The sequence below is a fragment of the Paludisphaera rhizosphaerae genome (genome assembly GCF_011065895.1).
Taxonomy (GTDB): Bacteria; Planctomycetota; Planctomycetia; order Isosphaerales; family Isosphaeraceae; genus Paludisphaera; species Paludisphaera rhizosphaerae.
Map to the genome: position 1 here is coordinate 120,673 of NZ_JAALCR010000013.1, position 25,837 is coordinate 146,509.

At 66.0% G+C, this 25,837-nt stretch carries 19 protein-coding genes; 8 read left to right on the forward strand and 11 right to left on the reverse strand.

What is annotated here, in order from left to right; translation table 11 throughout:
- The first annotated feature begins 528 nt into the window (after window positions 1-528).
- The 5 genes from G5C50_RS18005 to G5C50_RS18025 all read left to right on the forward strand — a co-directional run bounded on the left by G5C50_RS18005 (window position 529) and on the right by G5C50_RS18025 (window position 6,760).
- Window positions 529-894, forward strand: coding sequence for a cupin domain-containing protein (locus G5C50_RS18005; RefSeq protein ID WP_165071598.1), 366 nt, complete (start codon window positions 529-531; stop codon window positions 892-894).
- Between the two features lie 12 nt (window positions 895-906).
- On the forward strand, window positions 907-1,785 hold the full coding sequence (locus G5C50_RS18010; protein WP_240907144.1) for an SDR family oxidoreductase: 879 nt from the start codon (window positions 907-909) through the stop codon (window positions 1,783-1,785).
- A 130-nt stretch (window positions 1,786-1,915) separates the two neighbouring features.
- Complete coding sequence (locus tag G5C50_RS18015) at window positions 1,916-3,127, forward strand: lactate racemase domain-containing protein (protein WP_165071599.1); 1,212 nt, start codon at window positions 1,916-1,918, stop codon at window positions 3,125-3,127.
- Between the two features lie 96 nt (window positions 3,128-3,223).
- Window positions 3,224-4,225: a CAF17-like 4Fe-4S cluster assembly/insertion protein YgfZ gene (gene ygfZ / locus G5C50_RS18020; protein ID WP_165071601.1), complete on the forward strand. Its 1,002-nt coding sequence runs from the start codon at window positions 3,224-3,226 to the stop codon at window positions 4,223-4,225.
- A 105-nt stretch (window positions 4,226-4,330) separates the two neighbouring features.
- Complete coding sequence (locus G5C50_RS18025) at window positions 4,331-6,760, forward strand: DUF3536 domain-containing protein (protein WP_165071602.1); 2,430 nt, start codon at window positions 4,331-4,333, stop codon at window positions 6,758-6,760.
- A gap of 93 nt (window positions 6,761-6,853) precedes the next feature.
- Here G5C50_RS18025 and G5C50_RS18030 read toward each other — a convergent pair whose 3' ends face one another.
- Complete coding sequence (locus G5C50_RS18030; protein ID WP_165071603.1) at window positions 6,854-7,144, reverse strand: hypothetical protein; 291 nt, start codon at window positions 7,142-7,144, stop codon at window positions 6,854-6,856.
- Between the two features lie 327 nt (window positions 7,145-7,471).
- On the opposite strand from G5C50_RS18030, the gene G5C50_RS18035 reads away from it, so the two are divergent.
- Window positions 7,472-9,046, forward strand: coding sequence for an NAD(P)/FAD-dependent oxidoreductase (locus G5C50_RS18035; RefSeq protein WP_407673562.1), 1,575 nt, complete (start codon window positions 7,472-7,474; stop codon window positions 9,044-9,046).
- A gap of 127 nt (window positions 9,047-9,173) precedes the next feature.
- Window positions 9,174-9,830, forward strand: coding sequence for a 3-keto-disaccharide hydrolase (locus G5C50_RS18040; RefSeq protein ID WP_165071605.1), 657 nt, complete (start codon window positions 9,174-9,176; stop codon window positions 9,828-9,830).
- Here the strand turns inward: G5C50_RS18040 and G5C50_RS18045 are convergent, their stop codons facing one another.
- The 4 genes from G5C50_RS18045 to miaB are packed head-to-tail and all read right to left on the reverse strand — an operon-like array spanning window position 9,831 to window position 16,020.
- Window positions 9,831-10,649, reverse strand: coding sequence for a hypothetical protein (locus tag G5C50_RS18045; RefSeq protein WP_165071606.1), 819 nt, complete (start codon window positions 10,647-10,649; stop codon window positions 9,831-9,833).
- Window positions 10,650-10,680: 31 nt separating this feature from the next.
- The gene (glnE, locus tag G5C50_RS18050) at window positions 10,681-13,821 is read right to left on the reverse strand and encodes a bifunctional [glutamate--ammonia ligase]-adenylyl-L-tyrosine phosphorylase/[glutamate--ammonia-ligase] adenylyltransferase (protein ID WP_165071607.1); all 3,141 of its coding nucleotides are present in this window, start codon (window positions 13,819-13,821) and stop codon (window positions 10,681-10,683) included.
- Window positions 13,822-13,849: 28 nt separating this feature from the next.
- The gene (locus G5C50_RS18055) at window positions 13,850-14,575 is read right to left on the reverse strand and encodes an SMI1/KNR4 family protein (RefSeq protein WP_165071608.1); all 726 of its coding nucleotides are present in this window, start codon (window positions 14,573-14,575) and stop codon (window positions 13,850-13,852) included.
- An 11-nt stretch (window positions 14,576-14,586) separates the two neighbouring features.
- Complete coding sequence (miaB, locus tag G5C50_RS18060) at window positions 14,587-16,020, reverse strand: tRNA (N6-isopentenyl adenosine(37)-C2)-methylthiotransferase MiaB (RefSeq protein WP_165071609.1); 1,434 nt, start codon at window positions 16,018-16,020, stop codon at window positions 14,587-14,589.
- A gap of 273 nt (window positions 16,021-16,293) precedes the next feature.
- On the opposite strand from miaB, the gene hpnR reads away from it, so the two are divergent.
- The gene (gene hpnR, locus G5C50_RS18065; RefSeq protein ID WP_165071610.1) at window positions 16,294-17,844 is read left to right on the forward strand and encodes a hopanoid C-3 methylase HpnR; all 1,551 of its coding nucleotides are present in this window, start codon (window positions 16,294-16,296) and stop codon (window positions 17,842-17,844) included.
- A 13-nt stretch (window positions 17,845-17,857) separates the two neighbouring features.
- Here the strand turns inward: hpnR and G5C50_RS18070 are convergent, their stop codons facing one another.
- The 6 genes from G5C50_RS18070 to G5C50_RS18095 form a co-directional block, all read right to left on the reverse strand.
- Window positions 17,858-18,523 carry a metallophosphoesterase family protein gene (locus tag G5C50_RS18070; RefSeq protein WP_165071611.1) on the reverse strand — a complete coding sequence of 222 codons (666 nt, stop codon included), beginning with the start codon at window positions 18,521-18,523 and terminating at the stop codon, window positions 17,858-17,860.
- Window positions 18,524-18,546: 23 nt separating this feature from the next.
- A complete protein-coding gene (gene fmt / locus G5C50_RS18075; protein WP_165071612.1) occupies window positions 18,547-19,509 on the reverse strand; it encodes a methionyl-tRNA formyltransferase in 963 nt (320 codons plus the stop codon).
- 53 nt (window positions 19,510-19,562) lie between these two features.
- Complete coding sequence (gene def / locus G5C50_RS18080) at window positions 19,563-20,195, reverse strand: peptide deformylase (RefSeq protein WP_165071614.1); 633 nt, start codon at window positions 20,193-20,195, stop codon at window positions 19,563-19,565.
- Window positions 20,196-20,885: 690 nt separating this feature from the next.
- Window positions 20,886-23,189: a DUF4340 domain-containing protein gene (locus G5C50_RS18085; RefSeq protein ID WP_165071615.1), complete on the reverse strand. Its 2,304-nt coding sequence runs from the start codon at window positions 23,187-23,189 to the stop codon at window positions 20,886-20,888.
- 15 nt (window positions 23,190-23,204) lie between these two features.
- The gene (locus G5C50_RS18090) at window positions 23,205-25,037 is read right to left on the reverse strand and encodes a GldG family protein (protein WP_165071616.1); all 1,833 of its coding nucleotides are present in this window, start codon (window positions 25,035-25,037) and stop codon (window positions 23,205-23,207) included.
- A gap of 28 nt (window positions 25,038-25,065) precedes the next feature.
- Window positions 25,066-25,833: an ABC transporter permease gene (locus G5C50_RS18095; protein ID WP_165071618.1), complete on the reverse strand. Its 768-nt coding sequence runs from the start codon at window positions 25,831-25,833 to the stop codon at window positions 25,066-25,068.
- Between the last annotated feature and the right edge of the window lie 4 nt (window positions 25,834-25,837).

A 25,837-nucleotide genomic window follows, 5' to 3' on the forward strand; every position in this document is an offset into this window, starting at 1 on the left:
TCTCTCCGGATAAGACTTGAGGAGATCCAAAGGCTCTCGGCGATGGCTTCGTTCGATCACTTCGCATCGCCCTCGTCGTGAACTCCGCGGCAATTCGACCAGGCCGAGCCGGTGTCCGGCCGATCGCCGCCCGTGAGCGATCCTGGACCGTCTATGTTAAACGTGGTCCCCAGCGGCGGGGTTCTGAAAGGAAAACCGGCCGTCGAGGTCTGATTCAACCGCTGCAATTGACATCGCCCGACTTTGGAGAGGGCAGAGGGGCCGCCGTAACGGCCCGATGAAGGGGGATTCGGCCTTGCTTTGAGAGCCCGCCGCTGAACGCGCGTCTGGCGGCGGTCGTTCTCCTCATCTTAATCTCAATCACCGCGCGATCTGGCTTCCCCCGCGAGGGGGGGGGATGACCGTCCCTTCCCACGACTCGGCCCAGATCCAGGGGCACACCTCGCCGTGGGCCGCTTGACGCTTGAGGGGGGCGTCTGTAGCATTCCGACGGATGTCAGCCTCAGACCGTCGGATCGAGAGTCGACCATGCCCACCTTGATCGCATCTCCCAGCCGGGTCGCGGCTGCAGGGACGAAACCGAAGCTGATCGACGAGTACGTCGGCCATGTCAACAGCGGTGAGTCGGCTCTGAGCGTCGCCCATATGAGAAGCCCCGGCGGCTGGGTCGAACCGGGCCAGACGCCGACGTTCGACGAATTCACCGTCGTCCTCCGCGGGCTGCTCCGGGTGGAGCACCGCGACGGCGTCATGGACGTCCGCGCCGGGCAGGCTGTGAAGGTGGCCGCCGGAGAGTGGGTGCGTTACAGCACGCCCGAAGAGGACGGCGCCGAGTACATCGCCGTCTGCCTCCCCGCCTTCACCCTCGACGCCGCCCGCCGCGACCCCGAGTGAGACGCCGACGATATGTCGAACGCGCCCGCGACGCCCTCGATGAAGGACAAGGTCTGCCTGGTCACCGGCGCGACGGCTGGCATCGGCCTCGTCACCGCCCTTGAACTGGCCCGAGCCGGCGCCGACGTCCTCCTCGTCGGCCGGACCCCGCAGTCGGCCGGCGAGGCGGCCCGGAAGATCCGCGAAGCGGTCGCCGACCCGGACGTCGAACCGCTCGCCGCCGACCTTTCGTCGCAGACCGCCATCCGTCGACTCGCCGCGGACGTCCGCCGCCGAACGGGCCGGCTGGACGTGCTCGTGAACAACGCTGGGGGGATCTTCCTGGATCGCTCCGAGACCGTCGACGGCGTCGAGACGACCTTTGCCGTCAACCACCTGGCTCCCTTTCTGCTGACGAATTTGCTTCTTCCGCTCCTCCGCGCGGCGCCCTCCGCCCGGATCGTCAACGTCGCCTCGGGAGCGCATCGCGGGGTGTCGATGCCGTTCGACGATCTGGAAGGTCGAAACCATTACAGCGGCTGGCGAGCCTACCAACGCTCGAAACTCGCCAACATCCTGTTCACTCGCGAGTTGGCGCGCCGACTGACGGGGGAGCCGATCACCGTCAACGCGCTTCATCCGGGGTACGTGAACACGCAGATCTTCCGAGACGCCACCTGGAAGGGGAGCGTCATGCGCGTCTTCGCCAACCTGTTCGCGCTGACGCCGGAGCAGGGGGCGGCGACTACGATTTATCTTGCGACCTCCCCCGAGATCGCCGGAGTCACCGGAGAGTACTTCGCCCGGTGCAAGCCCGCCCGGTCCTCACGAGCCTCGCAAGACGACGAGGCGGCTCGTCGGCTCTGGGAGATGAGCGCCACGATGACCCGCCCAGGAGACGCGGACTCTTGAGGGCTCGCCCCAGCCTCGCTTGACCCCCTTCCGTCGCCCCTCCTATCATTCGAGGTATTGCGGACCGCCCGCGACGGCGGTCCGCGTCGTGCGACGATTGTTCGAGGATGAGGAAAGAAAGCGAGCCTGCGTGTCGCGATACGTGATCGAATACGGAAAGGAACGCCTCGAACTCGACCTTCCCGAAGGAAGCGAGGCCGCCGTCTTCACGCCTCCCGAGGGGATGGCCGAACCCGAGGCCGAAGCCGCCCTCCGCGAGGCCCTGGAGCAGCCGAGGAACTATCCGCCTCTCCGGAGGAACGTCGTCCCCGGAGATCGGGTCGCGATCGCTCTCGACGCGGATCTGCCGGAGCCAAAGCGCGTCCTGGACGTGGTGACGGAGGTTCTGGAAGGGGCCGGCGTGGATCCTGAGGCGATCACGATCGTCGAGGCCGCGCGAAATACCGGCGAGCTGCTTTCGGGGCAGCGGGGCGAAGTCGCGGAGGTTCATGATCCGACGTCTCGCGACCGCCTGGCCTACCTGTCGACCACCAAGAGCGGCGCTCGGGTTTATCTCAATCGCACGCTCACGGACGCCGACGTCGTGATTCCGGTCGGCCTGCTGCGGCAGGATCCGCTGACGGGCCCGCACGGTCCCTGGAGCGTCCTTTTCCCGGGGCTGAGCGACGCTGAAACGCGTGAAGCGCGCCGACGCTCGCTGGCTCTCGACCCCCGAGGGGCCCACTTCCTCGAAGCCGACGCGGAGGCGTTCGAGGTCGGCTGGCTGCTTGGGTCGCAATTCCAGGTCGGGATCGTTCCGGGTTCTCGCGGTCCGGCGGGGTTCGTGGCCGGCCTTGCCGAGGACGTTCGCGACGCCGGGCTGGCCGTCCTCGACAAGACATGGACCTTCCGACCCGACACACGCGCCGAGCTCGTGGTGGTCGGGGTCGGCGGAAACGACGGGCCGGCCGGCCTGCACGATCTGATTGCCGCGCTGGCGACGGCGAACAGACTGGTGCAACGAGGAGGCCGGATCGTGGCGCTTTCGCAGGTCGAAGGCGCGTTCGGCCCCGCGCTCCAACGACTCATCGCCGCCGGCGATCGAAACGACTCCCGCGCTGTGCTTCGCGGACATGAGGACGCCCCCGATTTCCTCCAGGCGCAAATGCTCGCCCACATCCTGGACTGGGCCGACGTCTACGTCGCCAGCCGTCTGGACGCCGACGCTCTCGAAGAGCTCTCGATGGTCCCCCTCGACCGCCCCGAGGACGCTCGAAGGCTCGCCTCCAGGGCTTCGTCCTGCCTGGTCGTCGGCCGCGCTGATCGAGTTCGCGCCATGGTTCGAGACGACCAGTCCGAGTGAGCCGGGAGAGACGTGAGACCGGAATCGAGCTATAATCGAGCGTCGGGGACCCACTTCCCAGGCGTACCCACCGATTCCGCGAGACCGACGATTTCGATGACTGTGGATCTCAACCAGTACCGAGCGGCCGATGCGACGATCGCATGGATCGATCGCTCGGACCGCGCGCGGCTGGACGTATCGGGGCCGGACGCCGCCAAGTTCCTCAACAACCTGACGACCAACGACATCAAGCGACTCCCCGCCGACCGCGGGTGCGAGGCGTTCATCACGAGCCCCCAGGGGAAGACTCTCGCTTACGTCTCGATCATCGTTCGCCCCGGCTCCATTCTCGTCCGCGCCGACGCCGGCGGCCTTGAGAAGGCCCTGCCGCATCTCCAGAAGTACGGAATCTTCGACGACGTCGCGATCGACGACGTCTCCGACGCAACCCTGGAATATCACATCGTCGGCCCCGATGCGGCGGCGTGGCTGGAGTCCAGGGGGGCTAGCCTCCCCGGTCCCGAGGACTTGAGCGCGGTCGCCACTCATCTTGAGGGCGTCGGCGTCCTCTGCGTCCGCGAATCGCCCACCGGCCGGCCAGGCTTCACGCTGGTCGCGAAGACCGACGAAGGGCGGCCGCTCGGCGAGATGCTGCGTTCCGCGGGTCTCACGGAATTGAACTCCGACACGTTCGAGACGCTCCGCATCGAGGCGGGCACGCCGGTGTTCGGTCGCGAGGTCGACGAGAAGAATCTGCCGCAGGAGATCGACCGCGACTCTCGCACGATCAGCTTTGTGAAAGGCTGCTACCTGGGGCAGGAGACCGTGGCCCGGCTCGACGCCCTCGGTCATGTCAACAAGATCCTCCGAGGTCTCCGCTTCCATCCCGGTGAACCGATACCCTCGCCGGGGACGCCATTGGCGGCCGATGGGAAGACCGTCGGCTCCGTAGCTTCCTCGGCATACTCGCCCGGGTGGGAAGCAGGCGTCGGGCTGGCGATCGTCCGCGTCGCTCAGGCCGCCGCGGGATCGGCTCTAACCTGGACTCGCAACGACGACGGCGCGACCTTCAAGGCGGAGGTCGCCGAACTGCCGTTGATCCCCTCTCGCCGCTGATCGTTCGGCCGACGCTCTCCCCGACGGCCCCTTGAAGCATCGCTCACCAGGGCCGCATCGTCGACGCCCGGCGTCGCGCGTCCGCAACGGGAAACGAGCCGATCGATGCCGCGACCGAAGTATCTCTGTATTCACGGCCACTTCTACCAGCCTCCCCGCGAGAACCCCTGGCTCGGCGTCGTCGAGATCCAGGATTCCGCTGCGCCGCACCACGACTGGAACGAGCGCATCACCCACGAATGCTACGCGCCGAACGCCCGCGCCCGGCTGCTCGACGACCGGGGCCGGATTATCAATATCCTCAATAATTACGCGTGGATCAGTTTTAACTTCGGCCCCACGCTCCTCCACTGGATGGCCGGCGCAGAGCCCGAAGTCCTCGCCAAGATCGTGGAGGCCGACCGACTCAGCCGGGAACGGCGCGGCGGCCACGGCAACGCCCTGGCGCAGGCGTTCAATCACATGATCCTGCCGCTGGCGACGCCCCGCGATCAGCAGACGCAGGTTCTGTGGGGGATCGAGGACTTCCGCCATCGTTTCGGCCGCGATCCCGAAGGGATGTGGCTCGCCGAGACGGCCGTCGACGTGGCCTCGCTGGAAGCGATGGCCGAGGCCGGCCTGAAATTCACCGTGCTCGCGCCACGGCAGGCTCGGCGCTGGCGGCGGATCGGGGATAAGACCTGGTCGGAACAGGGAGGCGTCGATCCCTCGCGAGCCTACGTCCAGCGGCTCCCGTCGGGGCGATCGATCGCGCTGTTTTTCTACGACGGGATCGTTTCCCAGCAGGTCGCCTTTGAACGACTCCTCGACCGCGGGGAGAAATTTCTGGACCGGCTCTACGGCGGCTTCGACGAGAGGCGAGAGCACGCCCAGCTCATGCACATCGCCACCGACGGCGAGTCTTACGGGCACCACCACGCACACGGCGACATGGCGCTGGCCTTCGTGCTCGATCGATTGTCGAAAGATCCCGACGTCCGCCTGACCAACTACGGCGAGTTCCTGGAGCTTCACCCGCCCGAGTGGGAGGCCGAGATCCATGAGAACAGCTCGTGGAGTTGCGTCCACGGCGTCGAGCGTTGGCGGTCCGACTGCGGCTGCAAGTCGCGCGGGGACTGGCATCAGAAGTGGCGAGAGCCGCTCCGCGAGGCGCTTGACGGCCTGAAGAGTCATCTCGACCATCTGTTCAGCACCCGCGGCCGAGTCTCGTTTCCCGACCCCTGGGCGGCTCGCGACGCCTACATCAGCGTCATTCTCAACCGCTACGATCCCAAGACGATCCAGGCCTTCCTGGACGAATTCGCCCATCCCGATCTCGACGCCCAGCAGACGACGGACGCCCTTCGGCTGCTGGAGATTCAGCTCGATTCGATGCTGATGTACACGTCGTGCGGCTGGTTTTTCGACGAGATCAGCGGCCTGGAAACGACCCAGTGCCTCCAGTACGCCGCGCGGGCGATCGCGATGGCGGGGCATTTCGGCCGATCGCTGGAGGGCGAGTTCGTCGAGGCTCTCTCAAAGGCGCCGAGCAATCTCGCGACCTACGTCGACGGTCGAGGAGTCTGGGAAAGCTGCGTCCGCCCGGCCGTGGTCGATCTGGACCGGGTTCTCGCTCACAACGCCATCAGTCTTATCTACCAGAACACCGACCATCATCAGAGCGACGACGACCAGGCCTATGAAGTCCAGGCGTCCGACGTCACGATCCGAGGGAGAGGGCCCGGCCATCTCGCGATCGGTCGACTCCTGGGTCGGTCGAAACGAACCTGGCGAACCGCCGAGAGCCACTTCGTGGTCGTCCATTTCGGCGGCCTCGACTTCCATACGGTCCTGAGCCGCGACGTCTCTCCTGCGAACTTCGAAGCTTTCAAGGCGGACCTGCTGGCGTCATACCGCTCGGGTTCGCTGGCCGACGTCGTCGCGTTGGTGTCGCGGGATTTCCCAGGGGTGGAGCACCGCCTCGACGACCTCTTCCGCGACGAGCAGCGACGGATCATCGCGATCGTGCTCGCTGACCGGTTCGAGGACTACCGGCGCAGCTTCACCCGGCTCTCCAACCTGGACGAAGTCGTCCTCAATCGTCTCGGCGAATTGAATCACCCGATCCCCACGCCGCTCCGGGCGGCGGCGACCACCTTCCTGGACGCGAACCTCGAGGAGCAGATCGGGGCGCTGGTCGACGGCGACGAACGACGATTGCATGAGATCGAAAACCTGTACGACCGCGGACGGGCGTGGAATTATCGCCCCAACGCCGACGTGCTGGGCAAGGCGCTCGCCGGCGGCTTGGAGCAAGCCATGCGCGACTTGAAGGAGGGCGGACTGGCTGCCGCCGTCAGCCGCGCCGACCGGATGCTGGACGCCGCGGCCGTCCTGGGGATTCGACCGGAACTCTGGGAAGCTCAGAACATCTTCCTCGACGCCTATGTCGACCTGAGCGCGGCCGGAGAGGTCGACGAGACGCTCGACCACACGTTCCAGCGGCTGGCCATCCGCATGAACGTCTCGCCGAGGCTCCTGGGCTGGCGCCCCTGACCAAGCGAGCTTCTGAGCGCAAGGAGGCGGCCGACGCCCGGGTCATCCCGGGCGTCGGCCGTGGAGTGGCGTGCGGCTTTGTCGGCCGTGGGCTCAGACGCCCAGGCCGGCGAGGGCGGGACGACGGTCGGAGACCTCGAGGAGGCCGTCGGCGAGAATCTCAGCGACCTGTACGTGGATCATCGGGCCCGGGACGAGACCCGGCTGCTCGATCGAGACGATCCCAAAGGGAGAGTGAGGGCACCGGTCGGTCCGGTCGACCACGAGGTCCGCAACCCGGCCCTGGACGGTCCGGCTGGCGGTGGCGACCCGCACGAGAGGACGGCTAGTCCCCTGTCGACGGCGGATCTCCTCAAGGACGGTCTCGAACTGTTCGGCAGTCATTTTAGGGGGTTCCTGGGGGAGTCTCGCCCGTCGGAGTCGGTCCCCCCCGTCCGTAAGAGGGAGGCTCGCGGCGGGCGTCGATCGTAGATCCCCTGCCGGGCGCGGCGGATGGACCCGACGATCGGCCTGGACATTTTGAGGATCGCCTTGCACCGGTCAAGTCCGACCGGTCGCAGGGATTTGATCGGCGTTGACCCCGCCCGGCATTTATGCCAAAACTCGGCCGGCCCGTCGCCGATAAGTTGGGAGTCGAGGGCGTGGAGGATCCGCGCCCATCGCCGCCGCAACTGCGACGGCCCCGCACAGGATCAGGAGCCGCTCATGGGCATGGACGCACCGCAATCGCCGACCACGCGCGCCGGGGCCGTCCCCCATCGCTGGACGCGCGTCGAGGACCCCGGCTCTGAGGCGGTGATCGATGCCTTTGAAACCGTCATCGCCGGAGGCGGCCCTGCCGGCCTCACCGGCGCCTACGAACTGGCCAAGCACGGCCGCTCCTGCGCCGTGCTCGAAGCCGATCCCAGGCTCGTTGGCGGCATCAGTCGGACCGACGAATACAAAGGGTACCGCTTCGACATCGGCGGCCACCGGTTCTTTTCCAAGAGCCGGGAGGTCAACGAACTCTGGCGCGAGATCCTCGGCGATCAGTTCGTCAAACGACCTCGGCTCAGCCGTATCTTCTATGACCGCAAGTTCTTCCATTATCCCCTCAAGCCCTTCGACGCCCTGTCGAAGTTGGGGATGATCCGGTCGGCGCGGATCCTCGCGAGCTACCTTCACGCCCGGCTCAGGCCGATTCGACCGGAGCGAAGTTACGAAGACTGGGTCGTCAATCGCTTCGGACGAGTCCTCTTCGAAACCTTCTTCAAGTCGTACACCGAAAAAGTCTGGGGGATGCCGACCAACGCCATCTCGGCCGACTGGGCGGCCCAACGGATCAAGGGGCTGAGTCTGGTCGAAGCTGTCCTCAGCGCCTTCAAGTGGGGAAGCCGCCCCGGCCAGGGAGAGGTCGTGAAGACCCTGATCGAGGAGTTTCACTACCCCCGTCTCGGCCCCGGCCAGATGTGGGAGACGGCTCGCGACAGGATTCGCGAGATGGGGGGCGGGGTCCACATGGATCGCCGCGTCGTCCGAATCGACCACGACGGGACCTCGGTCCAGGCGGTCGTCGCCAAGGACGCCGCCGGCCGCATGTACCGCTACGCCGGCCGCCACTTTCTCTCGACGCTCCCGATCCGCGAGTTGATTCGGTCGATGAACCCGGCCGCGCCGGATGAAGTCCGAAAAGCCGCCGAATCGCTGAGCTATCGCGACTTCCTCTCGGTCGTCCTGATCGTCGACCGCGCCGAAACGTTCCCGGACACCTGGATCTACGTCCACGAACCGAACGTCCAGGTCGGGCGGATTCAGAACTTCAAGAACTGGTCGCCGGATCTCGTCCCCGACCAATCGAAGACGAGCCTGGGACTGGAATACTTCTGCTTCGAGGGGGACGACCTCTGGACCTCCTCCGACGAGGATCTGCTGGCCCTCGGCCGCCGCGAACTCGACGCGATGGGTTTGATCCCCGCCGATCAGGTCATCGACGGCTGCGTCGTGCGGATGCCGAAGGCGTACCCGGTCTATGACGACGCCTATCAAAAGCATCTGGCCGTGATCCGCGACTGGCTGTCGAAGCTCGGCAACCTGGAGTTGGCCGGGCGAAACGGCATGCACAAATACAACAATCAGGATCACTCGATGATGACCGCGCTCCTGGCGGCGCGGAACATTCTCGGCCACGGGTCGTACGACACCTGGAAGGTCAACACGGACGCCGAGTACCACGAAGAGGGCCCCTCGGACGACGTCCAGACACCGGGCGTCGGCCGCGCAATCCCTCGTCGGATCGAGGCGGCCTGAACCGGGCGGGAAACTGCTGAACCGCTCGCACGTCATCCACCCGCGTGCTACGATCGTCGTCGATCCGCCCGATCCCCTTGTCGGCCGGGCGCCGACGGTCGAACCTCCTGTCGCGGGGTGATAGACGATGTTGCACTCGCTGGTCGCCTTGGGGCTTCTCGCGTTCGCCGCCGACGATGCGGCGATCTCCCTCTTCGACGGCAAGAGCCTCGACGGCTGGGTCGCCGAAGGAGCGTCGGATTATCAGGTCGACGGGGCGAAGAAACCGGTGTGGGTCGTCGAGGACGGGCTCCTCGTCTGCCACGGCAAGGGCTTCGGCTTTCTCCGCTACAAGGAGCGGGAATTCGACGACTTCACCTTCCACGTCGAGTTCAAGATGGAGAAGGGCTGCAACAGCGGCCTCGGCGTCCGGACGCAGGCGTTCGACCCCAAGAAGTCGTCCGCGACCCGGCCCTCCTACTATTCGTATGAGATCCAACTGATCGACGACGCCGGCAAGCCCGCGAACAAGCACAGCACGGGCTCGCTCTATCGATACGTCGAGCCCAAGGAAAACGCGATGAAGCCCGCCGGCGAGTGGAACACGATTGAGGTCACCTGCGAAGGGCCTCGCATCCGAGTCACGCTCAACGGCAAGCTGATTCAGGACGTGGACCAGAGTCAGATTGAGGAGATCGCCAAGAAGCCCCTCCACGGCTACGTCTGCCTCCAGAACCACGGCGGGACGATCGCCTTCCGCGCGGTCGAGGTCCGACAGTTGAAGCCTGCCGCCAAGGCCGGCTGATCATGGACGAGCCGAGAACGGATCCGGCAGCCGCTTCCACAACTCGCCGATGCGCCGGAGGTGCCGCATATGGTCCTCCGGCCCCTCGCCGCTGAAGCCCAGCACGATGAGCCGCCCCTTCGTCGCCGTGCGAATTTGCCGCCAGCCGTCGGTCCAGTCGACGTCCGCCTGTTCAGGCGATGCTCCGACCGCCTTCAGCAAGAAGTCGGCCGTCTCGGTGGTGCTGGCGTAACCGGGCGGGATCTGGGACGAGTGACTCACGAGCATCGTCTTACGACCCTGAGCCGCCTCACGCGCGAACCGCTCAAAGCCGCTCATCAGGTTGGGATCGACGCTCTTCTGAGCCGGGTCGCCCTCATAGCCGCAGTAGATCGAATCCGCCATGACGATGGCGTCGATCCGCTCGAACGAGGCAGGCGTTTTGAGGATCTCTCGGACGCCTCCGAAACCCGCGCTGAAGCTGCTGACGAGGACCTTCCCCACTTCCCACTTCACGCTGGGGTCGCCGGGAGCGGCCTTAACCGCCTGATCGAGCAGCCGAGGGAACAGGTCGGGATCTGAGAAGGGCTTCGAGTAGGCCGAGGAAAGCCCGCTTCGGTTGAACGAGACAAGCACGGCGTTCCAGCCCACGGCCACAAGAGCAGGCTCCGTGACGGTCGGCGTCCCGTGGAGATGCAGGACGATATTCACCTTGCCGTCGCTCGGCTTGAACGAGGCCGGTACGAACAGCTTGGCATCGTCCGGCAGGTCGACGCGACGGCCTTCGGGAGGGGCGGCGGCGAGGAGGACGAGTGCGGAGAGGGCATGGATCAAAGGCATGCGAAAGGCTCCTGGATCGCGGCGAGGCCTGTCACGAGGCGTCATCGTCTCGCGACGGGATGATCTGCTGGAAGATGGCCCGAGCGCGGGTGGTGTAGCGGGCGGAGTCGAGAAGGAAGGTAGAAACGGCGTCAGTCGGGTCGGGCTCGTCGTACTTGAGCCTTCGGGCGAGGCGGGTGAGATCCTCGGGATCCTCGGGAAGCTCCGCCCCGGCTCGGTCGTGAATCAGGCGGAGGCGGGCGTCGACGCTGAAGAGGAAGTTGTAGATGTCGCGGAGTTCGTCGTGGAGCGTCGGCGTCAGGGCGCCCACGGCGGCCAGTGCGTCGAGAGCCTCCCAGGTGTTGGGACGGAGGACTTCCGGGTGCTCCGCCGCGTGGATGAGCATCAGGTACTGAACGACGAATTCCACGTCGGCCAGGCCGCCCACCCCGCGCTTGAGATCCTTACGCCCGCGCGAGTCTTCCAGCCGTCGCCGCATGTCGGCGACCTCGCGGCCGACGGCCGCGGCGTCGATCGGTCGGGCGAGGATCGCGCGGATGGCGTCGTCGACGTACCGGCCGAACCCGCCGGTCGCGAAGACCACCCGACCGCGCGTGAGCGCCAGCTTCTCCCAGGATTGGGCGGAGGTCGCGAAGTAATCCTTGAACGACTCCAGCGTGTTGACTAGCGGCCCCGCCGCCCCATGGGGTCGGAGACGCGTGTCGACCTGATAGAGCACGCCCGAGCCGGCGCCGCCCAACGCCTTGAGCATCCGCTGGGCGACGTCGGCCACGAACTGCTGGTTGGTCGTCGATTCGGGACCGCCGGTCGTCGCACCGTCGCTCTCGTGAAGGAACACCAGGTCGAGGTCGCTGTGATAGTTGAGCGCTCGGCCGCCGAGCTTCCCCAGAGCGAGGATCGCCCAGCGGTCGCGACGGCCGTCGGCGGCTCGGGTGGGCCGTCCGTACCGGACCGACCGCTGAGCCCACTGATTCCGCGCGACCTGTCCGATGATCGCCTCGGCCACGTCGGCCAACTCACGCGCGACCTCGCGGATGGGTTCGCGAGCCAGAACGTCGCGGGTGCCGATGCGGACCCATTCCTTGTTGCGGAAACTCCAAAGGATCGGCGCGATGTCTTCCACCGATCCCCGCGTCAACTCGGCCAGTTCCGCCTTGATCGCCGCGCCGGGGAGCGGACGGTCGACGACGAGCGAATCCATCAAGTCGTCGATCATCCCGGGGTTGTTGGTCAGGATCCGTGAGACGAGCTGGCTGGTGGCGCACAACTCGACGTAAAGGCGAAGGCTCGGCGGGTTGAAGTTGAACAACTCCCAGAGGATGGCCTTCGCCCCCAGCGACGCCGAAACGCGTTCCAGGTTCGCCAACGTCAGGTCTGGGTCGGCGGTTTTGCCCACCGCCTGGAGTAGTCGAGGAGCGATCGACGCCAGGAAGTGTCGACAGCGGGCCTGTGACAGGAACGGGATGTCTTCGCGGGCCAGGGCCATCAGGTTGGAGTAGGCCGCGACGCGGTCGCGGAACGGGTAGCGAGAGAGGGCCTCGGAGATATGCTCCTCGGTCGGGTGCGGATCCAAAACCAGGTCGACGATCGGGTCGGCCTCGCCGCCGTCGCTCTCGTCGAGGAACGCTTCGTGGAGAATGTGGTTGAGGATCCGTCGGTTCAACTCGGTCTTGCTGCGGTAATCAGCCAGGAATCGCTCCGCCGGCCCGACGCGGTTCTCCGTGGGTCCGTATGGGACGTAACCCATTCGGATGGCCAGCGTCCGCAGCTCCTCCATCTGACGCGGCATTTCGTGGGTCTGGCGGTCGAAGAGCATCTGGAGGCGGTGCTCAACCTGACGGAGAAAGCGATAGGTGTCGTCCATGACGCTCCGCTCCTCGGCCGTCAACGACCCCACTTGCTCCAGTCGGTCGATGGCCTCGAGCGTGTTCGTGCTCCGGACGATGGGATACTCGCCGCCGTGCAGAAGCTGAAGGAACTGGACGACGAATTCGACGTCGCGGATGCCGCCGTGGCCCGTCTTGACCTCGAATTCAGCCCGGCCGGCGGAGACCGTGCGTTGCTCGATCCGACGCTTGAGCGACTTGATCTCCGAGATTTCCGATGCGCTGAGGTATCGCCGATAGACGAACGGCGTGACGGCTGCGATGAAGCTCCGGCCAAGCTCGGCGTCGCCCGCGACGGTCCGACACTTGATGAGCGCCTGCCGCTCCCAGGTACGGCCTCGGCTGACGTAATAGTTCATCGTCGCGTCGAGCGAACGAGCCAGCACCCCCTGGTCCCCCTCAGGGCGGAGTCGCATGTCGACGCGATAGGCGATGCCCAGGGTCGTGTGATCGGAGAGCAGTTGGACGATCTCCGAGCTCATGCGGGCGAAGAATTCGGCGTTGGTGACCGATCGGGCTCCCGTCGTGACGCCGTCCTGATCGTAGAGGAAGATCAGATCGATGTCCGAGCTGTAATTCAACTCCACGCCGCCCAGTTTCCCGAGGCCGAGAACCGCGAACTGGGCGGGCCTCCCGTCTCCTCGCGTGGGAGTACCGTAGCGACGCTCGACGGAGGCTCGCGCCAGGCGAGTGGCCGCCTCGACGCAGGCGTCGGCGAGGTGGGAGAGGTCGGTGGTGGTCACCTCCAGCGGGAAACCTCGGACGACGTCGTTGTAGCCGATCCGAAGGGTCTCGCGGAGTCGGAACCGACGCAAGATGAGGCGAGGGTCCTCGCCGGCGGCCTCGTCCGTGAGCGACGTCCAGAGGTCTGCGATCAGCGTCGCGCGGTCCCGACGGTCTGCGCCGGCCTGGAGCCAGTCAATCAACTCGGGACGACGAATCAGCAGGTCGCTGAGATGCTGGCTCGTGCTGAAGACCTGAAGAAGGGTCTCCGTCGTCCGAGGCCGCGATGCGAGGCGGGCGAGCCCTGCCTGGGGATCGGGGAGTGCGGCCACGTACCGCTCGAAGTTCGTCAGGGCCATGCCTGGGTCGGAACTTCGGGGCAGATAGGTGTCGAACTGGCCGGCGACCTGAGCGAGGAGCGGCAAGGGCTCAGGCCCGGCGTGGCGGGCGAGGTCTTCCAGGTCGCGAAGGCCACGGTCGAGGTCACGAACTCCCAGACCCTGGAGCCATTTCCGCGACCGCTCGGGGAATTCCAACTGTCGCACGAACCAATCGAGATTCACGACGACGCCCCCGGGTTGCGACGGTCCCTCAGGAGGACGTCAGGTTGGGCGGGACGTGCTGCAGGTGCCGGATGATCGCCTCGACGTCGTCCTGGGTCAAGCCGGTCCGGGCGGCGATCTCGCGTTCATCGACGCCCGCGCCGACGAGCGGGCCGACCTCGGCGGCGAAAGGGCGGAGCGGGGGAGGGAGGTCGGGCTGAGGGGTGTACTTGCGATGGGCCTCCCAGGGGGGGCCGTAATCGGCGAAGCCGGGATCGAGCCAGTATTCCCGACCCCCGTGGGCCAGCACTTCCAGGAACCATTCCTCGAAGCTCGTCGCGATGATCCTGGGCTTGGTCCCGGCTTCCTCGTCGCCGGACACGAAGATGGGACAGCCCCCGCCGGGCCATCGGTAGGCCAGGTCGATGCAGACGGTCTCGACGTTCGGGTTGCCCAGCTCGAACCAGCTTTCGGGCTGGATGTGCAGGTCGTCCATTCGGCCGAAGAGGATCATCGGGCCGATGGCCGAGATCGGATGGATCAGCGGCCCCTCTCGGTGAAGGCCGTCGGACAGGAGCAGCCAGGATCGAAGGCCCGACGGCAGTTGGAAACCGTGCCGGTTCTCCCATCCCGCGACGGCCTCCGGAGAGGCCCCGGGATGAACGGAATCGGGGCCGAAGCCTGCGGCGAGCACAGCGGGGTCAGGCCGATGCGCTGAGGGAACGCCCCCCCAGGACAGCCAGCGGTCGACTAGCTCGACGAGGCGGTTCGGCATCCCCGCCCCTTTCATGCCGTGGTCGTCGCCGATGCGTCGGCGACTCGTCCGAAGAGCGTCACGGCGCTCGCGTTCTCGATCGTCACGCGGACCATTCGGCCGGTGAGATCCTCTGATCCGGGGAAGACCACGATCCGGTCGCAGGCCGTGCGCCCGGTCATCTGATCCGGGCCGTCCCAACCTTCCTTGCGGGTCGTCGAACGGCTCGGCCCTTCGACGAGAACCGTCGCATCCTGACCGATGAAGGTTCGGTTGTCTTCCAGGCTGATCGCCGTCTGGAGGTCCAGCAGAATGTGGTTCCGCCGCTTCTTCACTTCCTCGGGAACGTCGTCAGCGAAGAGCCCGTCGGCCTTGGTGCCGGTTCGGGGGCTGTACTTGAAGATGAAGCTGTTCTTGAACCGCGAGCGTTCGAGCAGGCCCACGGTTTTCTCAAACGACTCGTCGGTCTCGCCGCAGAAGCCGACGATGAAGTCGCTGGAGACCGACGCGCCGGGGATCGTGGCCCGAAGTCGAGCGAGCATGTCCTCGTAGAAGGCCGCGGTATACATCCTCTTCATTCGCTTGAGGATCATGTCGCAGCCGCTCTGGGCGGGGACGTGGATGTATCGCGAGACCTTGGGGAGGTCGCGGACGGCCTGCAGGAGGTCGTCGGTCATGTCGTTGGGGAAGTTCGTGATGAACTTGATCCGCTCGACGCCCTCGATGTCGTGCAGTCGGGCGAGCAGGTCGGACAGCCGGGTGGTGCGGCCGTCGCCTTCCTTGTGCTTGTAGCTGTTGACCGTCTGGCCGATGAGGGTGATCTCCTTCACCCCCTGCATGGCGAGCAGGCGAGCCTCGGCGACGATCGCCGACGGGGGCCGGCTCTGCTCGGGGCCTCGGACGGACGGGACGATGCAGTAGGTGCAGAACTTGTCGCAGCCCATCATGACCCGCAGGTACGCCTGGAACGGGCTGGGACGGACGGCGGGCTCGCGATCGGCGTCGTAGCTGTCGAAGCTGGACGTCACGTGCTCGCGGCTGCCGGCGGTTCTCGCCAGGCTGACGGCGAGTTGAGGCGCGGCGTCGGCCTTGGCCTTGGCCAGCAGTTCGGGGACCCGACCGAGTTGTCCGGGCCCGACGACCACATCGACGTGGGGGGCTCGGCGGAGGATCTGGGTCTGGTCCTTCTGCGCCATGCAGCCGAGAACGCCGACGGCCAGCTCGGGCTTCTTCCGCTTGAGATGCTTGATTCGCCCCAGCGCGCTGTAGATCTTGTCCTCAGCGTGCTGGCGGACGGAGCAGGTGTTGTACAGGATGGCGTCGGCCTGCTCGATGTCGTCGGTCAGCTCATAGCCGTCGTCGCGGAGGCGGGCGACGACCAACTCGCTGTCGAGCACGTTCATCTGGCAGCCGACGGTCTCAATGTACAGTTTCTTGGTCGGTGGCGAGGTCGGCTGGTCGGCCATCGCTCGGGAACTCCCAGGCGGAGGGTCGGCGCGGAGGCGGCGAGCATGTTCAAGGGGTTGGGACGCCGTCCCCCTTGGTTGGGGAAGCGCCTACATCCGATCAATCTTAACAGGCCGTCGAAAATATGGGAACGGCTCTCAACGAACCGCTCGGCCGATCGTGGGAATCGGCCCAGGGAGACCTCGGCGCGGCTGGCGGAAGGTTGGAAGGGCGGATATAAACCCTTTGTCAAGAGTTCACGATTCCTCATCGGGAAGTCGCACGGATCGCTCATGAGAATCCTGGCCGTCCATCCTAGCTCGCTGATGTACACGAAGGTCTTCCTCAGGCTGGAGCCCCTGGGGGTTGAGACGATCGCGGGCGAGTTGAGGAGGGCTGGGCACGACGTGCGCCTGATCGATCTTCAGGTCGAGGACCACGCCGCCTATTTCAGCGAGGTCGACGCCTGGCGCCCCGACGTCGTCGCCTTCTCTCTGAACTACCTGGCTAACGTCCCCGAGGTCGTCGATCTGGCCAAGGCGACTCGCGAACGCTTGCCGGACGCGTTCATCTTCGTCGGCGGCCACAGCGCCTCGTTCGTGGCGGAAGACGTCCTGACCCACGCCGAGGGAGCGATCGACTGCGTGCTGAAGGGGGAGGGGGAGGCGTCGGTCGCCCGGCTCATCGAGGCGGCGGCGGACCGCGACCCGACGGCGCTCCTTGACGTCCCCGGCGTCGTCACGCCGGTGGGTGCGGGCCCAGCTCCTTCCTTCGTCAAGAACCTCGACGACCACCTGCCCGCCCGCGACCTGCTCCGCAAGCGACGGAACTACTTCATCGGCGTCCTCGACCCCTGCGCCTCGATCGAGTTCAGTCGAGGATGCCCCTGGGACTGCTCGTTCTGCTCGGCCTGGACGTTCTACGGGCGGAGCTACCGGGTGAAATCGGCCGAGGCGTCGGCCGACGAGTTGGCGTCGATCCGCGAGCCGGGCGTCTTCATCGTCGACGACGTCGCCTTCATCCAGGCCGAGCAGGGCATGGCGATCGGCGAGGCGATCGCACGTCGGGGGATTCAGAAGCAGTATTACCTGGAAACCCGAGGCGACGTCCTGCTGCGTAACAAGGACGTCTTCCGCTTCTGGAAGACGCTCGGGCTTCAGTACATGTTCCTCGGCGTCGAGGCGATCGACGAGGAGGGCCTGAAACGGTTCCGCAAGCGGGTGACGCTCTCCAAGAACTTCGAGGCTTTGGAGTTCGCGCGGTCGCTGGGGATCATGGTGGCGATCAACATCATCGCCGACCCGTCCTGGGATCGCGACCGCTTCGAGGTCATCCGTCAGTGGTGCCTGGAGATCCCGGAGATCGTCAACATCAGCGTGAACACCCCCTATCCGGGGACCGAAAGCTGGGTGACGGAGTCGCGGAAGCTCACGACCCGCGACTACCGGCTGTTCGACATCCAGCACGCCGTCCTTCCGACGACTCTCCCCCTCAACGAGTTCTATGCGGAGCTGGTCAAGACGCAGCAGGTGCTCAACCGGAAGCACCTGGGATGGAAGGCCCTCTGGGCGCTCGGCGGGATCCTGGCGAGCAACCTCAGGCGCGGGCAGACGAACACGCTGAAGATGCTCTGGCGGTTCAACAGCGTGTTCAATCCGAAGCTCCAGTTGGCCGACCATGCAGCTTCCGCCCGTTATTTGATGGCCCCGCCGGTTCATCGCCAGGTCGTCGACCCTCACTCGCTCTACATCCACCCTTCACCGGGCCGGCGCGGGAGGGCGATCGACGGGGCGACCGAAGCCTTCGTCGAGCGTACTCGGATGGGGGGCGGGTCGTCCGACTGATCGAGTGCCGTCCTCAGCGCGGGTTGCGACGGGCTCGGAGGCGACCGCCTCGGTCCGCCTGCCAGGCGTGTCCCGTGTGGACGTCCAGCGCCGTCAGCCAGCCGCCGCCGTGGCAGTAGGTGTCGATGCAGACGATGTGGCCCAGGTTGAGGATCTTCCCGTTCTTCTGCGAGGTGTGGCCGGCGACGACCGTCTTGCCCGAATAGTGCGGCCGCGGCACACCGTTACGCAGGGAATACCAGCGCAGGAGGGATTCGGGCTGGCGGTCCATCGGCCGAGCCGGGTCGTAGGCGGCGTGGACGAAGATGTGGGAGTCGGTCTCGAAGTAGGAGACGCAGGCGTCGAGGAACGCGAGGTTCTCGGGCCGGAGTTTGCGGAGTTCTCGACCCCAGTCGCGAGCCGGCCGTCGGCCGTCGGGAGCCGTCGCCGCGGCGGCGGGGAGACCGGTTCGCGCCTGGAGCAGCATCTCGTCGTGGTTCCCCAGGATCGACACGAGCCGGCAGCGTCTCTTGAGGTCGGCCAGCGAATCGAGCACCCCGCGCGAGTTCGGGCCGCGATTCACATAATCGCCCAGGGTGACGATCAGATCGTCCCGGGTCGGACGGATCTCGTCGATCAAGGCGTTCAGGGCTTTCGAGCAGCCGTGGACGTCACCGACGGCGATCGTTCGTGCGGGCATTTGGCGTGAGTGGCTCCCTCGGATCAGTCGCCCATCTTGTCGCCGGGTTGGACGGCGTGGCCTCGGAGGAATTCTACGGCGGGCATGGGTTTCTTGCCCGGGGTCTGCACGATCAGGAGCCGAACGGCCCCTTCACCGGCCGCCACGTCGATCCCGTCCTTCGTCGCGGCCAGCACGGCGCCGGGCTCTCCCTGACCCTCGACGACGGCCGTTTTGTGGACGATCAAGCGGATCGGCCCCTTCGGCGTCCAGGGGAGGGCCGTCCAGGTCGTGGAGGCCGACGGCCAGGGCTGCATCGCCCGGACCAGGTCGTGGATTCGTCGGGCGGGGGCCTTCCAGTCGATGACGCCGTCCTCCTTGCGGAGCTTCGGCGCCTTCGTGACCAGCGACGGATCTTGCGGCAGCGTCTCGGCTCGGCCCTGGGCGACGGCCTCGATCGTCTTGACGAGGAGTGGTGCGCCGAGGTTCGCCAGGCGTTCTTCCAACTCGCCAGCCGTCTCGTCGGGGTCGATCGTCGTTCGTGCGAAGGCGATCATACCGCCGGCGTCCACGCGAGGAGTCATCCGGATCACCGTCACCCCGGTCTCGGAATCGCCGGCCTGGATCGCCCGAGCGACCGGCGCTGCGCCTCGATAGGCTGGCAGAATCGAACCGTGCAGGTTGAGGGCTCCGATCCTGGGGACGCCCAGAAGCTCGGCGGAGAGGATCTGACCATACGCCGCCGTGATGAGAAAGTCGGGCTCGAGGGAACGGATATGCTCGACGGCCTCGGCCTCGTTCACCTTTTCGGGCTGGTAGACCGGAACTCCTCGTTTTTGGGCCTCCACCTTGATGGCGCTTGGGATCAACTCCTGGCGGCGGCCCTGGGGACGGTCGGGTTGAGTGACCAGAGCGAGGACGGGGAAGCCCGCGTCAAGAAGCGCGATGAAGCTGGGGAGGGCGAAGTCCCCCGTTCCCAGCATGATGATCTTCCCCGACTCGGTCATGTCGATCCTCCCGCCCTATCGATCAATCCGGTGTGCTCGTGGTCGCGAATCGGTCAGACGTCCGCCGGCGCGGGCGTTGGAGCGGGAGCCGGTCCATCGACGGCGGCGAGCGTTGGGGCCGCCATCGTCTTGAGCCCCTCAATGATCTTCTCGTCCGAAGCGTAGATCCCCTCGGCCTGGGCCTTCTTGTACTCGGCCTCGAACTCGCGAATCTTCCCCTTGATCCCGTGACGCGTCAGCGGACCGAGATAGTCGATGAACAGCTTGCCGTCGAGATGATCGGTCTCATGCTGGATCGCTCGGCCGAGGAGATCGTCGGCCTCAAGATCGATGTCGCGACCATCGAGCCCGAACGCCTGGATGCGAATCCTTTTAGGGCGACGGACCTTGGAGTAGACGCTGGGGATGCTGAGGCAGCCTTCCTCCTCATCCGACCATGAGTGCCGTTTGACGATCTCGGGATTGATGAAGACCAGTTCCTCGTCCTTCTGCTCCGGGTCGGCGGTAATGTTCAGGACGAAGAATCGGAAGGGGAGGCCTACCTGGTTGGCCGCCAGCCCGATTCCCCGAGCTTCGTACATGAGAGTGAACATCTCCCGGACGGCGGCCCGCAACTCGTCGTCGATTCGCTCCACGGGTCGCGAAGCGTAGCGGAGAACCGGGTGGGGATACTTCACGATGTGCATTCGAAACGAACTCCGACGCGGGCGTTTGAACCAGATCCTGCGATCATCTTCAAGTATACGAAAATCCGTCTCCCTCGGTCGCCGTCGATCCCGAATTCGACGGGTGCGAACAGGGCAGGGTTTCCGCCACCATGGCCCATGGGCGTCGAACCAGGTCGATCAGATCCGACTCGTGTCGTGTTCTCCTTCAACGGAGACCTGATCGGCAGAACCGCTTCACTCAAGGGCGGCTTCGATTTCGGCTTCGTTCGCGTCCGAGTTCGACGACGCCGCTGATCGCAAGCCCATGATGCCAAATCCGTTGCAGCGCGAGCGCTTATGGGTTCGTTCGCGCCTCTCATGAGACGACGCACGGCTTGATCGTGGCTGCCTCGGCCAGAGCGACTGATCGCTCCCGTCCCATCGCTCAGCCAGGCCGATTGGCTTTGACTTCGGGTTCGTTCGCGCCTGTCCTGCGCCCTGAGTTTGCATGGAAACCCTGGCCGTGAAATCCTTTGCGCCGGTCACAGCCGTGGCTTCGTTCGGGGACGGATGAGCCGCCTGGCTGGCTTCCCCGCGATCCAACCGAGCTGTCAAAGACCCCTCGCGTAGCAACTCTTGCGATCTAGAGTTTACACACGCTTGCCTATGCAGATTCGCCGGCCTCATGGATTCGGACCGAGGATCGGTCCGGTTCTTCCACCGGGGCGCTCAAGGCGAGGGCATCGGGGCGAACGGCATGTCGGGGATCGGAGGGAGGCCTCCCTCGGCTCCCAGGATCATCGCCTCCCAGACGGGGCCGACGAGCAGGAAGGCTGGGCCCGCTCTCCCGTCGCTGGTCGCGGCGCAGACCCAGTTGTCGAGGAACTTCGACCCGATCCGCAGCTTGACGGGGGGCGTCGAGCCTTCCAACTCGGCCGTGATCGTCAGGCGAGGTCGATCGAGCCCTGCGCCGGGAGGGTAAGCGCCCTCGTACTGGAGATAGCGTTGAGTGCGAAGATCCGAGAGTCCGGCGACCAGGCTGTCGAACCGCGAAAGGTCGACGCCCTGCGTCGGGGTGCCGGCTTCCGGGCTCCAGGCGACGGTTCCGGCGCCGGCTCGCATCCGCCTTGTATAGGCCAGAGTCCTCGTCTCGGTTTCCAGCACGAGCCGCCGGACCGACTGAGGCCGGAATGACAGGACTCGGGTATCGTGGAACTCAGCCGTGAAGGGGATCAGACTCTCCGCGTTGATCGAAAAGTCGACGGGGAAATCCGAGAGCGAGCCGTAGTACTTCGTGGAATCCCCTTTGACGGGCGAGCCGATTTTCAGGGTGTGGGTTGTGGTCTGGCCGTTCGCGGCCGACGTTGCCCAGCGAACTTCCATGGCCGGCTTCCGCAGACCATAACGGTCCTCGTCGCCCGCGTCGGGCGTCGGCAGGTATTCCGACACCTGAAGATCCGCCAGTCGCGCCAGAGCCGCCGTGACCGCCTGCATGTCGGCGCCGGCCGCAACGGGTTCGGTCATTCGCCATGCGTTGGGCGTATCGCGCGCCGGGGAAGGCGAGAGATCGGTCGTTCGACCAGGCCGGACGATCGTCAATCGCACCACGTTCGAGGGCTGAACGGCGGGGAGGTTGCGGTCTCGGAAGGCGAACGCGTTTGAGGGGAGGGCGGACAGAAAGACGTCCGGAAGCGCCAGGATTGCCTTATCGCCGTCGACCTGGCCGAAGACGACCTTTCGCAGGATGTCGTGCCGACCCAGCGCGAGTGAGAAGGAGGGCTTATCCGTCGCTTTCCCGTCCGATGCGACCGTCCAGATTTTCAGCCGTCGCAAAGGGGGATCGAGCTTGGGGTCGGGGACCGCTCCGGGCTCGAAAAACTCGGAGCTTTGAAGATCCGCGACGGCCTTCAACAGCGCTTCGACACGTTCCCGGTCGGCGCGAGCCTCCGTCGGAGCGGAGGCAGACCAGCCCTGACGATCCCGCTCCAGTCGGAATGGGCCGCCGGGGCTCTCGATCTCGATCCGACGAACGGCCGCGGGTGCAACCTGGGCCACGAATCGGTTCCGCATGGCCTTCAGATCAGCCGGCAGTTTCGCCACGAAAGCCGAATCGACGGAAAGCACGTCGTCGCGACCGCCGATCCGGAGATAGACGCGGTCCTTTTGTTGGGGGACCGTCGCTCCAACCATCAAGACGAGGGGGGGAACTCCGGCAGCGAAGGGCTTCAACTCGATCGTCGCGGCTGGCGGATCGAGGCCGTAGTCGACGAAATCGTGGACGTGGTCGGCGACGAATCCTCCCGCCTTGGGATCGACCTGGAGCGTGCTCAGCGAAGCGACCACCCGCTCGACGGCTGACGCGTCGGCAGGGAAATCGACGGGCGTCGTGATCCGCCAGGTCCCTCCGTCACGCCGCTCGGCCGTCACGTCGAGGTCCGGGCGACGCACGCTCACGGCGGCGAATGGCGCAGTCCAGGACGGGACGACGGCCGTTTCACGCCACTCGACGAGCGGCCTGTCGACGATCGCCAACACTCGACGCGGCACGACCATGATCTCTGCGTTCCCGCCGGCGCGAACGAATCGCTCCTCGTGCGAGGGCCGGCCGAGTTCGAGGGTCGCGGCGGGGGCCTGTGAAGGGTCCGTCCATACCCGCACGACCGCTTCCGGAGGGGCCAGGCCGTATTCGGTCTCGGCGCCGTCCACTCGACCGGCTTCGGGGGACTTGCGGAGCCCGCGCAGGGTCGCCGCCAGGGCGTCAACTTCCTCGGGGGTTGCATCGACGTCGAGAGGCTCGGTCAGCCGCCAGCCTCGCGCGCCTCGACGGTCGAAGACGAGTCGTTCACCCCCGTGTGCGATCTCGATGCGGCGAACGTCGCCGGGGCGGACGTCGAGCAACTCGGGAAGGACTCGGTCGCGACGACGGTCCCGCTCGGCCTCCGTCAGCAGGCCGGAGCGCTCCAGGCCCCACAGGCCGACCAGGGTCGCGAAGAACAGGCCGAGCAGGACGTAGGTCGATCGTTCTCTTCTCATGGCTCCCTGCTCGTCTCAGTCGCGACGAATGGCGTAGACGAAAGCGCCGAGGGCGACGATCGCGGCCGCGGCGACGACCGTGGGCGCCATGATGAGCCGCCAACGAAGCCCAGGATCGGCGGTCAGCGTCAGGGCCTCGTGAAGCTGCGCCGGAACCCCGACGGAGTCCTCGCGCCCGCGCAGCCAACTGGTTGCGTTCATCAGGAAATCGAGGTTGGTCGCCTCGATCGAGTCGACCGCGTCGTCCCCCGCGGCGCGGCTGGAGATCAGCACGAGCCGAGGCTTGAACGCCCGAGGGTCCGAAGCCGACGTTCGCTCGGAGACGGCGGCGGCGACGATGATCGGTCCTGCGGTTTCCTTGGGATCGCGCGTCACTTTGGGATCGCTGGGCGTGGATTCGATCCAGGAACCGGGCGCGCTGCGGACGACCGGCGTGGGGAGCATGATGGGGTTCGCAGCCGACGGGTCCTCGGCTGACGCTCCCTTCGTCCCCACGAGATGGATCGGCGAAGCGTCGATGATCAGCATGGCTCGATCGCCGCTCAGGCCGGTGTTCACGGGATGAACGAGGCTGCTTTCCAGCGGGCAAAAGATGGAGGCGATCCGGCCGTTCAGGTTCAGTCGCGGGTCGACGACCACCCCCGGACCGATCTCCAGATTGAACGACTTCAAGAAGCCTTCCAGCCCGGTCGTTTCCCCCCCGAGGCAGAGGAGGACGGGCTTGCCGCGATCGACGTAAGCCCGGAGTTGGGATGCCTCCTGCTCCTTGAACGCCTCCTTGGGGCCGGCGACGATCAAGAGTTCCACGTCGTCGGGAACCGCTCCTTCCAGCAAGTTCACCACGACCGGCTCACAGCCGGCGGCGTGTAGTCTCGACCGCCAGCGCGCGACGCCCGTGCCGTCGACGGTCAGACGCTGCGAGGTCGGTTCGCCGTGCCCCGTCGTGAAGCCGACTCGAGAGGTCTTGTTCTCCCGAAGGCGGATCAAGGCCGAGGTGACCAGGTCTTCGCCCTTGAAGGCCGACTCGAATCGGCCCGAGCCCGCCCCGCGAGGGTCTGGCAGGCGCTCGAACATCTCATTATTGCCGACCGCGATGAAACGAGAGTCCTCGCCCGTCCCGTACTCGATCAGGACGCCGCCCCCCTGCATGACGGCCAACTCGGGAGCCCGTCGAGCCAGTTCGTCGAGGCGGCCGAGTTCGACGTGCCGGTCGAGCCGCTCCACCTGGATCAGGTCTGGACGTGCAGCGCGGTAGAGGTCCACCAACTCTGACACCCGGTCGAGTTGCCGCATCGCCAGGGCGCTGCGGCCGTGGACCAGATGGAAGAGGACGGGCTTGTCCAGGGAATCGACCTGGTTGCGGCTCAGCGAGGAAAGCGAATACGTATGTTCGCGCGTGACGTCGATGACGTGACCGCCGTACCGGAAGGCCGCCACGTTGACCACGATCAGAATCCCAGCCAGGAGTGACGCGTTCAGCCCCGCTCGCGAAAACGCGACCGTCCGCCGCAGGGCCGGGCTGGAATGGCGATAGCGGTCGTTGACCGCGATCAGCGTGAGGACCAGGCCGAAGCCAAGCGCGAAAGCGGGGAGCGACCAGAGAAGGCTCCGAGAAACCGCCAGCCACGCGCCTGTCGCGATCAGAAAGAGACCCGCCGCGATCCCGGCGATGACGCGATCGCGGTAAGACGAGGGGGGCGCCTCCAGGTCGTCTTCGCCCCCCGTCGGCGATCCCGGAGGCGAAAAACGCAGAATCCAGTAAAGGACGAGAAGTCCGATCGCGGCGGCGACGACCGCCCAGAGTTCGGCTCGACCCAGGAGCGACCAGACTTGGGAAGACGTCGTCACGAGGCGGCTCCCGACGAAACGGATCGAATCAGCATCCCCGCCGCGCGGCGAGCAGACTCGTCGTCGCATACAGCACGAAGGTGCAGACCGAGAGATGCAGGGCGACCGTCCGCAGGTCGATCCGCCCCAACGCGAAGTCGTGGATCTGATTCAAAATCGCAACGTGCCTGGCCACGTCCGCCCAGCCGTTCCAGCGCCGTTCGGCGAGGAAAAAGAGGAGCAGAAGCGACGTCACCACCAGGACGAAGAGGGTCACGAACGTCCAAACCGCGGCCACAAGCTGGTTACGCGTCAACGAACTGAAGAACAGCCCGATCGCGATGAACATCATCCCCATACTCGTCAGGCCGACGCCCAGACTGAGGAGCGGACCGACGTCGAACTGATACTTCCCCTGGTAGTACAGAAACGGAAGATACAGCGCGAACGGGAGCAGCAGAACGAGATACATCGCCACCCCGGCAAGCCACTTCGAGACGACGATCTCCCCCTCGGTGATCGGCAGCGTGGCCAGCGTCTCGATCGTCCCCGACCGAGTCTCCTCGGCGAGCAGACGCATCGTCAAAAGGGGGACCGCCGCCAGAATGGCGAACCAGAAGGGCGTGCTCCCGGAGATGTAGGTCGTCATCGGATCGCGCAGATTCGAGAACTCGACCTGCGGACGCGCGAGTGATTCAACAAGCTCCCAGAAGTTCAAAAAAGCAACGACCTGAAATCCGAGGAGGACCAAATAGGCGGTCGGGCTCAGGAAGTACGCGGCCAGTTCACGGGCGAAGAGGGTGGGGACGTGGCGCATGAAA

Coding starts and splice junctions, on each gene's coding strand:
- G5C50_RS18005 (WP_165071598.1), top strand. CDS start 529: ATGCCCACCTTGATCGCATCTCCCAGCCGGGTCGCGGCTGCAGGGACG.
- G5C50_RS18010 (WP_240907144.1), top strand. CDS start 907: ATGTCGAACGCGCCCGCGACGCCCTCGATGAAGGACAAGGTCTGCCTG.
- ygfZ (WP_165071601.1), top strand. CDS start 3,224: ATGACTGTGGATCTCAACCAGTACCGAGCGGCCGATGCGACGATCGCA.
- G5C50_RS18025 (WP_165071602.1), top strand. CDS start 4,331: ATGCCGCGACCGAAGTATCTCTGTATTCACGGCCACTTCTACCAGCCT.
- G5C50_RS18030 (WP_165071603.1), bottom strand. CDS start 7,144: ATGACTGCCGAACAGTTCGAGACCGTCCTTGAGGAGATCCGCCGTCGA.
- G5C50_RS18035 (WP_407673562.1), top strand. CDS start 7,472: ATGGACGCACCGCAATCGCCGACCACGCGCGCCGGGGCCGTCCCCCAT.
- G5C50_RS18040 (WP_165071605.1), top strand. CDS start 9,174: ATGTTGCACTCGCTGGTCGCCTTGGGGCTTCTCGCGTTCGCCGCCGAC.
- G5C50_RS18045 (WP_165071606.1), bottom strand. CDS start 10,649: ATGCCTTTGATCCATGCCCTCTCCGCACTCGTCCTCCTCGCCGCCGCC.
- G5C50_RS18055 (WP_165071608.1), bottom strand. CDS start 14,575: ATGCCGAACCGCCTCGTCGAGCTAGTCGACCGCTGGCTGTCCTGGGGG.
- miaB (WP_165071609.1), bottom strand. CDS start 16,020: ATGGCCGACCAGCCGACCTCGCCACCGACCAAGAAACTGTACATTGAG.
- hpnR (WP_165071610.1), top strand. CDS start 16,294: ATGAGAATCCTGGCCGTCCATCCTAGCTCGCTGATGTACACGAAGGTC.
- G5C50_RS18070 (WP_165071611.1), bottom strand. CDS start 18,523: ATGCCCGCACGAACGATCGCCGTCGGTGACGTCCACGGCTGCTCGAAA.
- fmt (WP_165071612.1), bottom strand. CDS start 19,509: ATGACCGAGTCGGGGAAGATCATCATGCTGGGAACGGGGGACTTCGCC.
- def (WP_165071614.1), bottom strand. CDS start 20,195: ATGCACATCGTGAAGTATCCCCACCCGGTTCTCCGCTACGCTTCGCGA.
- G5C50_RS18085 (WP_165071615.1), bottom strand. CDS start 23,189: ATGAGAAGAGAACGATCGACCTACGTCCTGCTCGGCCTGTTCTTCGCG.
- G5C50_RS18095 (WP_165071618.1), bottom strand. CDS start 25,833: ATGCGCCACGTCCCCACCCTCTTCGCCCGTGAACTGGCCGCGTACTTC.